This window comes from Laspinema palackyanum D2c (assembly GCF_025370875.1).
In the GTDB taxonomy this organism is placed as follows: domain Bacteria; phylum Cyanobacteriota; class Cyanobacteriia; order Cyanobacteriales; family Laspinemataceae; genus Laspinema; species Laspinema palackyanum.
Window position 1 is genome coordinate 55,612 of sequence record NZ_JAMXFD010000030.1, and the last position, 16,393, is coordinate 72,004.

The 16,393-nt window shown below is 46.3% G+C and carries 10 protein-coding genes; 4 read left to right on the forward strand and 6 right to left on the reverse strand.

Features of this window, described 5'->3' with window-relative positions:
• Positions 1-501 precede the first annotated feature (501 nt).
• The 3 genes from NG795_RS24355 to NG795_RS24365 all read left to right on the forward strand — a co-directional run bounded on the left by NG795_RS24355 (position 502) and on the right by NG795_RS24365 (position 7,788).
• Positions 502-5,586 carry a PAS domain S-box protein gene (locus tag NG795_RS24355; RefSeq protein ID WP_367291210.1) on the forward strand — a complete coding sequence of 1,695 codons (5,085 nt, stop codon included), beginning with the start codon at positions 502-504 and terminating at the stop codon, positions 5,584-5,586.
• A gap of 149 nt (positions 5,587-5,735) precedes the next feature.
• Entirely contained in the window at positions 5,736-6,227 is a 492-nt protein-coding gene (locus NG795_RS24360; protein WP_367291211.1) for a PspA/IM30 family protein, read from the forward strand.
• Positions 6,228-6,417: 190 nt separating this feature from the next.
• Positions 6,418-7,788, forward strand: coding sequence for a 16S rRNA (cytosine(967)-C(5))-methyltransferase (locus tag NG795_RS24365; protein WP_367291212.1), 1,371 nt, complete (start codon positions 6,418-6,420; stop codon positions 7,786-7,788).
• Between the two features lie 65 nt (positions 7,789-7,853).
• Here NG795_RS24365 and psb35 read toward each other — a convergent pair whose 3' ends face one another.
• The 6 genes from psb35 to petP all read right to left on the reverse strand — a co-directional run bounded on the left by psb35 (position 7,854) and on the right by petP (position 15,129).
• Positions 7,854-8,048: a photosystem II assembly protein Psb35 gene (psb35, locus tag NG795_RS24370; RefSeq protein WP_254564747.1), complete on the reverse strand. Its 195-nt coding sequence runs from the start codon at positions 8,046-8,048 to the stop codon at positions 7,854-7,856.
• A gap of 259 nt (positions 8,049-8,307) precedes the next feature.
• Positions 8,308-9,891, reverse strand: a complete 1,584-nt coding sequence (locus NG795_RS24375) for a GmrSD restriction endonuclease domain-containing protein (protein ID WP_367291213.1) — start codon at positions 9,889-9,891, stop codon at positions 8,308-8,310.
• 141 nt (positions 9,892-10,032) lie between these two features.
• Positions 10,033-12,288 carry a transglycosylase domain-containing protein gene (locus tag NG795_RS24380; protein WP_436836084.1) on the reverse strand — a complete coding sequence of 752 codons (2,256 nt, stop codon included), beginning with the start codon at positions 12,286-12,288 and terminating at the stop codon, positions 10,033-10,035.
• A 158-nt stretch (positions 12,289-12,446) separates the two neighbouring features.
• Positions 12,447-13,514: a chlorophyll synthase ChlG gene (gene chlG / locus NG795_RS24385; protein WP_367291215.1), complete on the reverse strand. Its 1,068-nt coding sequence runs from the start codon at positions 13,512-13,514 to the stop codon at positions 12,447-12,449.
• A gap of 220 nt (positions 13,515-13,734) precedes the next feature.
• Entirely contained in the window at positions 13,735-14,832 is a 1,098-nt protein-coding gene (locus NG795_RS24390; RefSeq protein ID WP_367291216.1) for a Get3/ArsA fold putative tail anchor-mediating ATPase NosAFP, read from the reverse strand.
• Positions 14,833-14,931: 99 nt separating this feature from the next.
• Positions 14,932-15,129 carry a cytochrome b6f subunit PetP gene (gene petP / locus NG795_RS24395; protein ID WP_367291217.1) on the reverse strand — a complete coding sequence of 66 codons (198 nt, stop codon included), beginning with the start codon at positions 15,127-15,129 and terminating at the stop codon, positions 14,932-14,934.
• Between the two features lie 155 nt (positions 15,130-15,284).
• On the opposite strand from petP, the gene hisF reads away from it, so the two are divergent.
• The gene (gene hisF / locus NG795_RS24400; RefSeq protein WP_367291218.1) at positions 15,285-16,055 is read left to right on the forward strand and encodes an imidazole glycerol phosphate synthase subunit HisF; all 771 of its coding nucleotides are present in this window, start codon (positions 15,285-15,287) and stop codon (positions 16,053-16,055) included.
• The last annotated feature ends 338 nt before the right edge of the window (positions 16,056-16,393 follow it).

A 16,393-nucleotide genomic window follows, 5' to 3' on the forward strand; every position in this document is an offset into this window, starting at 1 on the left:
GCTTGGAGCAATGGTAGCTGGAAGGGGGGCGACTAGGTTAATTTTCCCCGTTGGTGTTGGGGGATGTTCTAGGGGATTTTGGAACTGATGATGTTCCCAGGAGTTTTTTGCAATCTTTTAATCCGGGGGTTTGGGAAAGGGGAATCGCTGGATTCAACAGGGGGTTTTTGAAAGGAAGAATTGTGGGTTTAGCCCAGAGGATGCGATCGCACCGAAAAGGCCATTTCAGGTTGCCAAACCGCAACTCTTGGGAATTTGAGTTGATTTTTGTAGCCTTTCTTACGGTATTTTTTCGGATTAATGGGTTCAACCCTGACAATCCTGGGGTAAAGAAGCTCTTAAGGGTGGGGCTAGGGAGATCCTCCGTATTTTTCAACTTTTAGCCAGAGGAATTGGCAAGAATATAAAAGAATTATTAAGTTTAGAGCATTTCCAGCCAAACTATTAGATTATTAGATGAAACGTTGAAGCATCAGTAAAAGAATAGGGATAAAAACGTCTATGGAGTTTTTAAAGCAAATTCTTGCCTTTGAACCGGACATTTTCTACGGGTATGCTTACTTATGGAATGTTAACGGGATCAAACTCCATCTGGCGGAGGCTTTGGGAAGTACCGCCATGCTACCGGCCCTAGCTTTTGCTGACTGCTCACTTTTTTTAATTTTCCTCTATTTAATTTGTACCGATCGCCATCTTCCGGACCCGAGATTCCCGAAAAATGAAACCCCTCGGTTTCGGGAAATTTTCAACTCCAGCTTTCAGTTTATGGCGGTGTTAAATCCCGAAGGGATGATTCTGGATGTGAATCAAACCGCCCTAGAGTGGGGGGAGTTGCAATTAGAACAGGTGCTCGGGGTTTCCTTTTGGCAAACCCTTTGGTGGAGTGGGAATCAGCCGAGTCAAGACCGACTGATGGAGGCGATCGCCGCTGCGAACTCGGGAAAATCCCTGCGGTATGAAACGGAAATCGGCGGGTGCGGTTGTCCTTTGCGAACCTTGGATTTTTCCATTCGACCGCTGTTGGGGGATGGGGGCCAGGTCACCCAATTGATTGCCGAAGGTCGAGATATCACTGCGCGAAAAGGATATGAGTCAGAACTGCTGAGGATTCGCAAAGCGGTAGATAGTGCCGGGGATGCGATCGCCATCTCCGATCTGACGAGAAATCGGATTTATCAAAATTTCGCCTGCACTGAGCTATTCGGCTATACCCGGGACGAAATGAATGCTGCCGGAGGTCCCTGGAGGCTCTATCAAGACCCTGCCTTGAGTCGGCAAGTCTTTGAGACGGTTTCCTCTGGCGGTTCCTGGCAAGGGGAAGCCGAAATGAAGTCGAAAAGGGGTGACTGTTTACAGATTGCCGTCCGCGCCGATGCAATCCTAGACGAACGCCATCAAATCATCGGATTTATTGGGATTTATACCGATATCACCGCAAGACGACAGTTAGAAGCGGAACTTCATCACCAAGAAACTGATTACCGTCAGTTAATGGAACAAGCCTCGGAAGGCATATTCATTATCGATGCTCAGGGAAATTACCTGAATGTCAATCCCCGAGCCTGCGAGATGTTAGGCTATTCCCGAGAAGAACTTTTACAACTTAATTTCAAGGCGATCGCCTGTCAACCTGAAATTGAGATATTTTCCAGTCCATTGGATGGACTTTGGGTAGGAAAAAGCCGCAGAAGTGAACATTGGTTGCGGCGGAAAAATAATACCTTACTGCCGGTGGAATTGAGTGCTAAAATACTGCCAGATGGGCGAATGCAAGCGATTGTCCTGGACATCACCGAGCGCAAGCGGTCTGAAGCGGCTTTACGAAAATATCAAGAACAGCTTGAGAATTTAGTTGCCCAGCGCACCGCCGAACTCACCCGCGCTAACCGCCAACTGCAAAGCGAAATTGTGGCGCGCCAAAAAGCTCAAGCGGAATTGGAACAATTTTTTAAAGTGTCCGCTGATTTGATGGCGATCGCCTCTTTTGATGGGTACTTTAAGCGGGTTAATCCAGCCATTACTGATATTTTGGGGTACAGTCCAGAGGAGTTTTCCCGTCAGTTTTCCCTAGATTGGGTTCATCCCGATGATCGGGAACTCTCTGAGGAAAAAACCAAGCAAATGCTGGCTTCAAAAGAGGCGATCGCCTTTGAAAATCGCTATCGGACCGGGGATGGGTCTTATAAATGGATTTCTTGGTCCGCAGTTCCGGTTCCCGAAGAACAATCCATTTATTGTGTCGGACGGGATATTAGCGATCGCAAGTCGGTGGAAGATGCACTCCACCAAGAAACCCTCCGCGTCACCGAACTACAGAATCGCTTCCAACGCCTCGCGGATAATTTACCCGGGGTAATTTATCAATACCTCATTACCACTGAGGGCACAATTTCTTTTCCCTATATCAGTTCCGGTTGCCGGGATATTTTAGAATTAGAACCGGAAGAAATCGAACAAAATGCCCATTTAATGTGTTCTTTGATTCATCCCGAGGACTCGCAAATTTTCAACGAATCCATTGCGCGATCGGCTCAAACTCTACAACCCTGGAAGCGCAAATTTCGGGTAATAACCCCCGGGGGGAAAATAAAATGGCTGCAAGGGGAATCCCGTCCCGAACCCCAGCCGAATGGAGATATTCTTTGGGATGGCGTTGCCATTGATATTACGGATCTCAAACAGCTTGAACAAGAATTGTTACACAGTGAAGAACGGTTTAGAACTTCGGTGGAAAATATGCTGGACTGTTTTGGGATTTATTCCGCCTGCCGAAATGAATGGGGTGAAATCGTAGATTTTCGTCGGGAATATGTCAATGCTTCAGCAAGGCAACAGTGTCATTGCAGTCAAAATGAGAGAGAGCATGACTGTTCGTTTTGCCAAGTGATGCCGGATTTGAGTCAAAGCATTTTGTTTAGTAAATATGCTCAAGTTGTCCAAACGGGAGAACCGTTAAAGGAAGAATTAATTTTGTATGAAATTGAGGGCAATCATGACCTCAACGGGATGAAAAATCGTCCGCCTGTGCGGGAAGCGTTTGATATCCGCGCTACGAAACTGGGGGATGGATTTGCGGTGGTGTGGCGTGACATTAGCGATCGCAAGCAGATGGAAACGGCGATCGAACGGGAACGGCAGCAGTTACAACAAATTGTTAATTGTGCACCTGTGGCGATCGCGATGTTTGATACCCAAATGTGCTATCTCGCTCATTCCAGCCAATGGTTAACCCATCATGGACTAGACTTTTGTGGGCGATCGCAAACCCCGGACAGCAACAACGGCACTCAACCCTCGTTAATCGGTCGGAATTACTATCAAGTCTCATCGGATATTCCCGAACGCTGGCAACAAGCTCATCAGCGGGCTTTACAAGGGAAAATTGTTTCCGTCACCGAAGACCTTTGGCAAAAATTAGATGGGTCTTATACCTACATTCGGGGGACCGTTTCTCCCTGGTATCTAGCTGAAGGTGAAATCGGGGGAATTGCCATTGCGATTGACTGTATTGATGAATTAGTAAAAGCCCGGGAAGCCGCCTTAGAATCCGCCCGGTTTAAATCTCAATTCCTCGCCAATATGAGCCATGAAATTCGCACCCCCATGAATGGCGTATTAGGCATGGCGGGCTTACTCTTAGAAACCCCCCTCAGTACCCAACAATACGATTATGCCAAAACAATTCGCGCCAGCGCCCAACATTTACTCAGCATTATTAATGATATTCTCGACTTCTCTAAGTTAGAAGCCGGAGAAATGCACTTAGAACAATTCGACTTTAATCTGTACGAAAGTATCGAACAAGTGCTGGATTTATTAGGTGCACAAGCCGAAGCAAAAGGGTTAGACTTAAGTTGCTTATTTGACCCAAAGTTATCCCAAAATTTGCAGGGCGACCCCGTGCGATTGGGTCAAATTTTACTGAATTTAGTCGGCAATGCAATTAAATTTACAGAAGTCGGGGAAATTATTATTCAAGCCTCGGCAATTGCAGAAACAGAAGAAACCGCTTTTATACGCCTGAGTGTCAAGGATACGGGAATTGGCATTTCTCCTGAAGGGCAAAATAAACTTTTTCAATCCTTTTCCCAAGTGGATGCTTCGACCAAGCGTCAGTATGGAGGGACCGGCTTAGGCTTGGCTATTTGCAAGCAGCTTGTAGAAATGATGGGCGGACAAATTGGGGTTGACAGTAAACTCGGTGAAGGTTCCACCTTTTGGTTTACTGCTGAGTTCAAAAAACAACTCCATTTCACGCCGATAGAGGGTATTTCTCATTGTAAACTCCCAAGTTTACGGGTATTAGTAGTTGATGATAACCCGCGAATTCGTCAGTCTGTCCGAGAGTTAACCCAAGCTTGGGGAATGCATACTGATGATGCCGCCAATGCCACAGAAGCTTGGAATGCTTTACAACAAACCCTCAAGCTCAATCAACCCTATGATGTACTGTTACTGGATTTACAACTGCCTTCAAAGGAGGGATTGCAGCTATTAGAAAGCCTGCATTACAATCGCGATAAATTTGAATCTCACCTGTTTCCCGAAACTCAGGTCATTTTAATGACCAATCAAAGCCAACGAGACATTGCTGAATCCCTGTTATCTAAAGGGGTAGCCAGTTATTTCTTTAAACCCGTCCGGGCTTCCCGATTGTTTGATACCCTGATTAATGTGGTGAATGGTCCATCCTCCATCGCCTCTCATCTGAGTTCGCTGCACTCACCCATTCCCCCAGCTTATGCGATTAATATTTTAGTGGCGGAAGATAACCTAATTAACCAAACGGTGATTTTAAGTCAGTTAGAAATGTTAGGGTATCAACCGGATTGTGTCACGAATGGCATAGAAGCGTTGGAATCTATCACTAAAAAAACCTACGATTTGGTTTTGATGGATTGTCAAATGCCGGTGATGGATGGGTATGCGGCTACAAAAGAGTTGCGCCGTCGGGAGGAGGCACAACGACATACCATCGTGATTGCACTCACCGCCAATGCCATGCGAGGCGATCGCCAAAAATGTCTCGATGCCGGGATGGATGATTATCTGAGTAAACCTATCGAACGAGAAGATTTAGCCGCCGCCATCCGCCGTTGGATTCATAAAAAACCGGGACCGGATAACTGTCTCCAAGTCCCATCCCCCATCAAAATTCCTCGCATTGAACCCACAGCCATTCCCTCTAGCCTCCTGACTCTAAATACCGCATCTCCCTTACCTCTTTCTGTTCCAGAATGCCCGGTCAATATGGAACGGTTGCTAAAAGTAACCCGAGGGAATCTGTCTCTACAGCAGCGACTTTTACGGGTATTTCTTGATAAAATACCCGAGGATATTGGTGGGATTACCCAGGCATTATCCACCCAAGATTTAGCCCAAATGGAACATTACGCTCATCGAATTAAAAGTGCGGCTAGTAATGTTGGGGTATCTTCTATGTCTGCGATCGCCGCTCAATTAGAAAGTTTAGCCCGTCAACAAACCTTAGAAGGTACGGCTGAACTGGCGAGTCAGTTGCCGACTATTTTAGAACAAGTCCAAGGATTTTTTGACGAACACTTTTGTCAGAAAACATCAGTTTAGACTCCTCTCCTACCCCATCCGGTAGAAGTTCAGAGAACAAAGCCCGCTTATGCGGGCTAATTTATGCTTTTTGGAGATAACAAAATGACTTTGTAAAAGCTACAATAAAGAAAACTGTTCCCTATCAACCCACAGCAGGAGATGAGACTATGGCATTAGGCGATCGCATTAATCGACTGATTCGTTCCAATATCACCGATTGGAAACATCAACGGAAAGACTATCAACGGGAACTCGAACAAACCTTAACTGAATTCAAAACAAGTGTTCAAAATGCCGTATCCAGTCAAGAAGTCCTCTTGCGGGACTATTACAATGCCCAACAGCAAGCTGATGAATTAGTCGCATCCGCTAAACTCGCCTTACAACAGCAAAATGAACCCCTCGCCCGGGAACTCTTAACCCGCAAACAAAGCTACAGCAAACAGGCAGACGAACTCAAACAACGACTGAATGAATTAATCCCCACAGTGACTCTGCTCAAACAGCAACTTTCTGCCTTAGAATCTGAACGAGATATTTTTAAAGCCAGTCTCGCTTCCGCTAACTTAGAACAAGATTTAGAAGCCATGCCGGACCTAGATTTTGCAGAAATTGATGCCGAATTAGAACTGTTGCGATCGCGCCTGCATCGACTGTAGAAGAGTTTTCAGCATTACCCTTCCCTGGAAATCACCAATCCCTGCAAAATTTCCTCCGTCACTGGGTTAAGAACCGTTTATAATCTTAAGTCCGACTCATTCTAAGTAAAAAACAAATTAGAACCGCCAAGTTTTATCGCGATTTCTATAGAATGTGGCTGCTTTCTACACTCTCAACCCTACCTTGTCAATGTCTAATCCGCGCCAAATTGCCTTTTTAGCCCTCCGCGATGTCCATCGTCGGGGCGTTTTTGCCGATATTGCCCTGGATAAATGGCTGCAAAAAGCCAAACAGCAGGAAGAGTCTGCTCTTATCCCCAGCGATCGCAGATTAGCCACGGAATTAGTCTATGGTTGTGTGCGGAGAATGCGAACCCTTGATGCTATCATCGACCAACTGGCTAAAAAGAAATCCGCCAATCAACCCGATGACCTTCGCATCATTCTCCATCTGGGATTATATCAACTGCGGTATCTTTCCACCATTCCTGCCTCTGCCGCTGTCAATACCACAGTGGAATTAACCAAAGACAATAAATTTAAAGGACTTGCCGGGTTTGTTAATGGATTATTGCGCCAATATATTCGATTAGCCGAAGCGGAAAATACGGACCCTTTAGTGCTTCCCGATGATGAGATATCCCGATTAGCAATATTGCATAGTTTCCCCGATTGGATTGTTGCCAATTGGTGCGATCGCCTGGGAATTGCAGAAACCGAAAAACTCTGTACCTGGTTCAACCAATCCCCGACCCTAGATTTACGCATCAATCCCTTAAAAACCACCCTAGAAGAAGTTGAAACCGCCTTTCAATCTGCTGGAGTTCAAGTTGCCAGATTGCCCCATTTACCCCAAGCATTGCGCTTATGTAGTGGTGCCGGTGCCATTGAAAACTTACCCGGATATCAAGCAGGATGGTGGACAATCCAAGACAGTAGCGCCCAATTAGTCGGGTCCTTACTGGAACCGAAACCGGGACAAGTGGCGATCGATGCCTGTGCCGCCCCAGGAGGAAAAACCACCCATCTTGCAGAGATGATGGAAGATACCGGCACAATTTGGGCTTGTGATAAAGCCCCTTCCCGACTCAAAAAAGTCACAGAAAATGCCGATCGCCTCCAACTTCACTCCATTCAAACCCTCAGTGGAGATAGTCGCAACTTCACCCAATTTCATCAAACTGCTGATTGGGTCCTTTTAGACGCCCCTTGTTCCGGACTGGGAACCCTTCATCGTCGTGCCGATGCCCGTTGGCGTCAAACCCCAGAAAATATCCAGGAACTGTCCCAACTCCAGGGGGAATTGCTTGCAGAAACTGCAAACTGGGTGAAACCTGGGGGTCACCTCGTCTATGCTACCTGTACGATTCATCCCAAAGAAAATGAAGAGGTGATTCAAGGATTCCTCGCCAGTCATCCCACTTGGGAAATAGACCCCCCCACCACTGACTCCCCTGCGGCACACTTTGCCAAACCCGAAGGCTGGATCACGGTTTGGCCCCACCATCATGATATGGATGGATTTTTCATGGTGAGATTGAGGAAACAGCAGACAGCGTAATGCCAGGGCGATTGATCTGCGATCGCCCTGACTTAGATTTTATTATGGGGATATTGACTTAAGTTTTACTTATCAACCTTGGGGACCACATCCGGACGATCTTTATCTTCCCAGCCGGGGGGACGCTTGGAGTTATACCAGGCAACAGAACCCAGGGTCACTGCCGCAATAAAGCCTACGACGTAGACTAAGGTAAAACTTACAGGAAAATTGTTAGCACTTGCCCCTGCAGCCGCAGAGACTTCCATCAATATATTCATAAGCGTTTTTCACGAACTACACTCTCAGCTTACGGCAAGAGGCAACCTCCTGTCTCCCTCTAAAGAGGAATATTGGGGGAGATTGAACGATTACAAAAACTTATGGTTCGGCGGTGGTGACGAGGGGAGGTTTTAAGTGGATGGAGGGCGATCGGGCGATCACTCCACCACATTTGCTTGACTGGGAAGATGCAGCCCGACTACATAATACACAAATGAATGTATCAGCCGATCTTTAAAGTGCCAGCATTTTACCAATTTACTTAATATCGCAGAGTTCTTTTGCTTTTTGAAGTAGCAATTCAGCTCGGCGCTCTAAAAAACGATTATAGTCATTCTCTAAAAATGGTTCGATTGGGCAAAAATGCGTTGACATTATTTTTTGGAATTTGATTGGATCAGAGGGCATAGATATACGATATTCATTGGGGGGTGAATTGTTGATTCTATTGTTATCATTCCTAGCAAGTATTGAAAGGTTCGCCAAGCAATTTATATCATTATCAGAGATGCCCACACTTCTTAAAAAACTTCTTGGAAAAATATGATGAAACTCCTTTCGATTAGCTTGGGACAAAACTTTTCTTAATGAAATTTTTGTGCCTTGAAGAAAGTTTAATGGTTCTTGTTCTGCTAACAGCAATACAAATGTATTAGTGATCACTGTAGACATTCTGAAGTAGTTTTTAAGAAAAAAGCTAGTATCTAAGGATACATCAAAATCTCCAAGTTTATGAGGTTTTCCATCCTTCATTTTTTGTACTTCTGCCAAATCTATGGACGTGCTTTTAGCGCCTCCCTTTGCATACCTTCGAGAAAAACAGGCACGCCAAAACCATCTTTTAATAGCTTCATATTGCTCATTTGGTTTGGACGGTAATTGGTTTTCAGAGAAGGCGAAAAATAACGCTAAAACAGGTAATATGTTGTCCATAGGCAACATTTTTAAAGAAAAAATATTAAGTTCTTTTTCTAAAAAATCAATCGCTGTAAGTATGGCATTTCTAATTTTATCAAAATTCATACTGACTTCATTTCCCGGAAGTTTCATAAAATCTTCTGGATTGACACTTTGCTTTACTACTGCCGAGCAGCATTTTAGGAGTAAATCTGACCCTAATTCTTCAAATCCAAATTGTTCTAGTTCTTCATCAACTTCTCTAAATTTATCTTGTAAATCAAAATCTTCACTCCAATTCCATACAGATAAAAGCTGAAAAGTATTTAATTCAACGCCTTGGCGGTTAATCCTTTCAAAAACCGTTGCTACATATTTCGGTTCTTCGTTTTCAAAACGTGCTACAGGAATTCTAGCTTTCTGAAATTTATAGGCTAAATCACTTATCTGTGTGAATAGTGAACGATCAGCTAACTCCATTGCATAGATCAATCTCGTAGGGTCAAACACACATTTCAATGGAAAATATTTTTGACGATCATAATTATTATAATCGTCTAAATATTTAAAGGGTACAGAGTCGGAACTATTGAATTCAAAAAATAGATTGGTCCAGTCAGTATTTCCGTTTTGTTCGGGAGAAAGAGAATTTTGAAATACCCCAAAAATAGAGGTTATTCTCTGTTGCCCATCAAGAACATAATCTAGGGGATATTCTGGCTTATTATCAGGCAGTTTATAAGGCCCCAGATTCTTTTCAGTTTTTAAAGGATTTCTAGTTGTCCAAATTAATACAGAGCCAAAAGGAAAACCTTTATAGATACTATCTATAAAATAAAGAACTCGATCAGGATCCCAAACGAAACCTCGTTGAAATGAGGGGATTCTAATTTTCCCTCTTTCTACATCCTGGATTAAGTTTGGAATCAAATAATCATCAGCCATATTAACCTATCTCCTTTTAACTTAAAAAGTTAGTCATTAATTTTTGTTGAAAAGAGCAAGCTATGTAATTCATGTTCATGTCCCACCCCAAGGATTACTCTATCACATCCTTGGGGTGGTTATCCATTCTCATCTGCCTAATTAGTAATATCCCTCGGAATAATCCCCAGCATTGGCAGAACCCGGTTGAGCATTATCTGGAGTCGTATCTCCATAGTAAATACTATTGGGAATAACCGGCTTAGTTTTGATAAACTCTTTGCGTCCATCAAAGCGTTCCGGGATTTCAGGAAACTCTTCAACCGGCATTCCTTCCACTACTTTTTCCATGAATTGACGCCAGGTGAAGGCGGCGGTACTGCTGCTTCCCCAGGTGGGATAACTATCATCATTCCCCAACCAAACTCCGGTGACTAATTGAGGAATATAGCCAATAAACCAAAGGTCTCGCGCTTCGTCAGAGGTGCCAGTTTTTCCCGCAACGGGGCGGTTCCCTAACTGCGCTGCTGATCCGGTGCCATATTGGACAACGGGCTCTAACATCCAAGTAACAATGGCAGAGGTTTCTTGATCTAACGCTTGTTTGGGTTGGGATTTCCCTTGGTAGATGGTGTCACCTCGGCGATCGACAATGCGCGTGATGCCGTGGGGTTCGTGATGTTTTCCTTCAGCGGCGATCGTGCCATAGGCGCTGGTTAGTTCCAGTAAATTGACTTCAGATCCACCCAGGGCTAAGGAATAAATGGGGTCAAGTTTTGACTTAATTCCCATATTTTTCGCCAGTTCGATGGTAGGTTCAAAGCCAATATCAATTAAGACTTTGACCGCAACAACATTAACCGAATTGGTCAAGGCATCAACCAGCGAAACCCAACCGCGATATTTGCCGCCATAGTTGCGGGGTTTGTAACCATCAACTTTAAAGTTGGCATCTTCATAGCCATCGTAGGGAGACCAACCGGCTGCGATCGCAGCGGCATAGACAAACCCTTTAAAAGTCGAACCCGGTTGACGTTGTGCCTGAGTCACTCGATTAAATTCACTTTCCTGAAACGATCGCCCTCCCACCATGACCTTAATTTCCCCAGTATCCGGGGCGATCGCCACCAATGCCGCCTGATCAAATCCCTGGGCGGGTCCATCCAATTCTGCCGCCTCTTTGACCACCTTTTCGGCAATTTTCTGCCATTCCAAATCAATCGTCGTTTCTACCGTCAATCCACCCATTTCTAGGGCTTCTTTTGACACCAGTTTCGGCAATTCCTTTTGAATATAGGAGGTAAAGTACGGGGCCTCCACTTTCAGCCGTTTTGGAGAACTTGCTTGGACTTCTAACGGTTGTTCTCTCGCCGTCGCCGCTGCTTCTGGAGTAATGTATCCCAGTTCGGTCATCCGTTGTAAAACGATATTGCGCCGGGTTCGGGCATTTTCTGGATTGACTAAGGGTGAGTAAACTGAAGGGGCCGGTGGTAACCCCGCAATCATTGCCATTTCGCTGAGGGTCAGTTCCTCTACAGACTTACTAAAATAAACCCAAGCCGCATCTGCAATCCCATAAGCGCCCGACCCAAGATAAACATAATTGAGGTAACGTTCGAGGATTTGCTGTTTCCTCATATTTTTCTCAATTTTGCGGGCTAAAAACGCTTCCCGAATTTTCCGTCCCGCTGTTTGTTCCTGAGTCAAAAACACCATCCGGGCGAGTTGTTGGGTGATGGTACTGCCTCCTTCCACCACTTCTCTAGCGAGGATATTCGCCACAGTTGCCCGCAGTACTCCTTGATAGTCCAAACCGCTATGTTGATGAAATCTGCTGTCTTCAGAAGCGATGAAAGCTTCAACAAGGGGTTGTGGGATGTCCTGTATTTTCAGCTTGTCTCGGGTTGCGGGCCCCACTTGCTGCAAAATGGTCCCATCTTGGGTGGTAATGGTTAACGTCCCATCTCGGACAAAGGTAAAGACTTCTGAGACATCGGGCAAACTGCGATCGATTCGCCACCAAACCCAGGTGAGGGTTCCAGCGGTACTACTGACAGCCACAACGCCCAAACCCACCCAAAAGATGCGACGACGATAGAGGGGTTTTCCGCCCGGGTTAACCCAGAGGCGTTTGAGAGTGGAGAGAAGATTTCTAGTAGGTTTACCGGCTTTGGAGGGCTTACCGGGGTCCGAGGGGTTGCCATCCTCGGCGATCGCCTGGGGTTCCACTGCTTGACCCTGTTCTCCTGGGGCTAAACTGAGGGGAGTCCCTGGAAGAACAGTGGGGTGTGAACGGTCAACCCCGGGGCGATCGCCGCCAGTTTCCGGGGGTAAATCCCTTGATTTTCGCGGTTGGTTCCCGGTTGCACTCCCGAATTTCTTGGAGATATTTTTGAGCTTGGAAATAAATTTAGCCACGTCAACTCCTCTCACCGCCATCTACCGCCAGTATTGGGTTTTATTTTAGAGCTTGGGTTCAATATTTGCACTAAAATACACCAAGGTTAATTTGTTAGCCGGAACCTCGGAAGTTCCGGCAGGCTTCTAGGACAGGGATTTCTAGCGATCGCCCCTACCTAAATAATATTGGCATGACCGATCGCCAGGGCCGTCACCAACATTCCCAACACCAAAAATGGCTGGGCTGATGCCTGGTATTTAACATCATTTTCCAAAGGATTCCGCAGAAAATACATATCCTGGAAGGTAATTTGCGGAATCACCAGCAAAATCAGGATCGCCGCATACAGGTTTTGGTGAATCGAAATCAGATATCCCGCGATTCCCAATTGGAAGATATCAATCATCAGGACACAGATCCAAGCGGCAGTCCCGACGCCAAACATCACAGGTAAGGATTGCAAACCCAGTTGTTTATCCCCTTCAACGCTTTTAAAGTCATTGACGATCGCAATTCCCAATCCCGCCATACTGTAAATCAGGGTGATCACCATGATTTTGGGTCCAATTTCCCCGAATAGGGCTTGTCCCGCCCACCAAGGTAGGGCAATATAACTGGCACCTAGGGCATAGTTTCCTAACCAGCCGTTTTTCTTCAGTTTCAGAGGCGGTGCAGAATAAATGTAAGAAACAAAGGAACCAGCGACTGCCAAGACGGTAATGGTGGGAAAATCGTGACCCGCCCAAACATCTAAGGCATAAGCAACCCCAATCCCGGCGAGTAATAACACCCAAATTTGGGAAATGACTTGCGGGACGGCGATCGCCCCGGAGGGAATGGGACGATAGGGTTCATTAATCGCATCTAAATCGCGATCGTAAAAATCATTAATGGTTTGAGTGTAGCCTGCTAGTAAAGGACCAGACATCAACATACAAGCAGCAGCAATTAAAATGTGCTCTAACTTCCATTCGTAGTTCCCGGAAGCAGCGGCCCCACAGACGACCCCCCAGATCAAGGGAATCCAGGTAATTGGTTTCATCAATTGCAGGCGAATCTTCCAAATCGATGTCTCTTTGACATCCGCCCCTTTCATCCCCAACATCTGCCGAGTTCTAGCATTGCGGTTGGATGACTCAGGGGAAGCACTTGGAATGGGTGTTGCTGAAGTAGCAGCCTCTGGAGGTGGCACGCGATCGGGAGAGTTGGACAGATTGGACTCAGATGTAGGGGGGTTAGACATATCAGACTTGGGAGAGTTTCGGTTCGTTAAATAATCAGTCTAATTGATTATGGGATAACGACTCCCCAGCAGCAAGGCGATCTCTTGAACCTCTCTGCATTTTTCAAATCATCAAACCCGACAATCTCAACCCCATAACGAACTCGCCCGTCAGATGTCTCCAGTCCAACCGGAACCCATCCAACGGGCGATCGCACCGTTTAAAACCAATTAAACTGAATTAAAACGAAATAACTAAAAATTGCTGCTGAAACTTCGCCCCTTTAACGGCTTTCCCCTTTAACTCCGGAGGCAAGGAAATATTACGCCGTTGGTCCCCCGCTTCAATGGTCACTTCTGGGCCATATTGCGTCAACTTGACTTGTTTTTTGTCAAACCCGGGCAAAAATAGCTTCACTTGACTATTCACCCGGTCCACTTCAATCGGTTGGGGGACGCCTTCTGGTTTTTTGAAATCTGGCAAAGCATCCATCAGAGGTTCCCAGTCGTTCCCCTCCATCTGAGGAATGGAAGTCACCGGCAGGGGTGCAAATTGTTCCACCACTTCATCGGTAACTGGGGTTAAATTACAAATCAATCCGCCAATGGTGAGCCCCGCTTGTTGGGCACTCCCCCAAAGATAGCGACTGGTTTCCACCGCAAGGCGATCGCCTGTCGTCACCAAGTAAGCAATCACCCGATTGGGGTCACCCACGGATTGTTTCCCCTTTTCCAATAAATCCGTCGCTTGTTCTGCCGGTTTACCCCCAACATTATCCAGGGACCAGCCGGTATTAAACACCGTACTGGTGACAGGTTGCACAAAGGGCGACAGGGCTTTCCCCAGTTCCGATTCCGCCAACACTCCTCGGAAGCGGCGAATATACCAGCTTAAAATCTCAGGGATTCCCAGCATCCGCAGAGTATCTTTATCCCCTCTGCCGTCGTAAACGATTACATCATATTGATTGCTGGCATCATACTCGCGCAGGGCATTCAGTGCCAGGGCGCTATCCATCCCCGGCAATACCCCCAATTCTTCGCCATAAACTTCTTTAAAAAACGGAGTCCGAAGATATTCCGCTTCCAAATCTTTCACTTGCTGCCAACTCCGTTGCAGCAGTACCGCTGATTCTAGCTGTACTGCTTTGAGGTTAGCGCCGATTTCTATGGGATCGCAGGTGACGGTCGCACCGACGAGTAAACTAAAAGCGGGACTGCTATCCTGGCCGACGAGCAACACGCGCTTACCTTGAGATGCAAATCTTTTAGCAGCGGCGATCGCCACGGTCGTTCTTCCAGTCCCACCTTTTCCTAAAAAGGTCAAAATTAAGGCCATTTGTTTCTGTTTTGAGCCACTCGAACCTTTCTTATGTTAATGGTCAATCGCGGGAGTGACAGGTTGGTTTCCCCTCTGTTCTCACCGCGATCGCCCCCCTTACAGGGCTTGGACTTCATCCTCAAAGAACCAGGTGGTGATTCCGCTGTCTAACTGCACCACCACTCCAACGCCGCTGCCATCCGTCATTCTAAAATCCTTGATTGTGCCGACGGGATTGGTTTTAATTTTGGCAACCGCATCAGCGGACAATCTTTCTCTGAGGCGGGTAACTTTGACCTTTTGACCGATTTTCATTTGAAATCCTGTGGGTTTCTTCTGATTGAACCATTCCACAGTTTATCAGTGCTTGCCGCTGATTATGAAGCCTTTGGACAAAGGTTGAGGGAGGAATTTTCTACCTTACTCCGTTGCTCCTTCAGTCTTCATCTAGTCCCCTAACCGAACTCATCATGCTTGCCAAACGAATCTTACCCTGTTTAGATGTCAAAGCCGGTCGTGTTGTCAAGGGAATCAACTTTGTCAACCTCAAAGATGCCGGAGACCCTGTAGAACTGGCTCAGGTTTACAATGAAGCCGGTGCCGATGAGTTGGTGTTTCTGGATATTACGGCCACTCATGAAGACCGGGATATTATTTTTGATGTGGTTTACCGCACTGCCGAACAAGTTTTTATCCCTCTGACTGTCGGGGGCGGGATCCAATCCTTAGAAACAATTAAAAAATTGTTAAGAGCAGGGGCCGATAAAGTCAGTATCAATTCCGCCGCCGTGCGCAACCCTGATTTTATTAATGAAGCCAGCGATCGCTTTGGAAATCAATGTATTGTCGTGGCGATCGATGCCCGTCGCCGCACGGATCCAGAAAATCCCGGGTGGGATGTCTATGTGCGCGGGGGTCGCGAAAATACCGGCCTCGATGCGATCGCCTGGGCAAAAGAAGTTGAACAACGCGGATGTGGAGAATTACTCGTCACCAGTATGGATGCCGACGGCACGCAAGCGGGTTATGACTTAGAACTGACTCGCACCATCGCCCAACAAGTCCAAATTCCCGTGATTGCTTCCGGGGGTGCCGGAAACTGCCAACATATTTATGAGGCCCTCACCACCGGCCAATCAGAAGCGGCCCTGCTGGCCTCTTTATTACATTACGGCCAACTCAGTGTTTCTGAGATTAAAACCTACCTCGCCGAACGACAAGTCCCCATCCGTCAATTGTAAAGGGGAGTCCGAACTGTTTTAAACTCCAGTGGGCAGCGCCTACCTGAAAGCCTCCAGAAGCTGCGATCGGGCCTTCTGACTTTATCCTGAAGAGGAGCAGCACCTAGGCATTAATTCCTCCTTAATTCTTTGCCTTCTCTCGGAAGTATGAATATTGTCTTAAGGTTTCCGATGTAACCGGCCCTGTCTGTCCCTGTTAATTGACATCTAATCCATATCCAGCATCGATTTTTGTTCACCCTCCTCTTAAATGAATAGGAGGGTGATTTTTTCGGTCGCTCTACCCACTTAATCTGAGAGGATGTTAAAATATGTAAAGTAATGGGGGAATATATGTA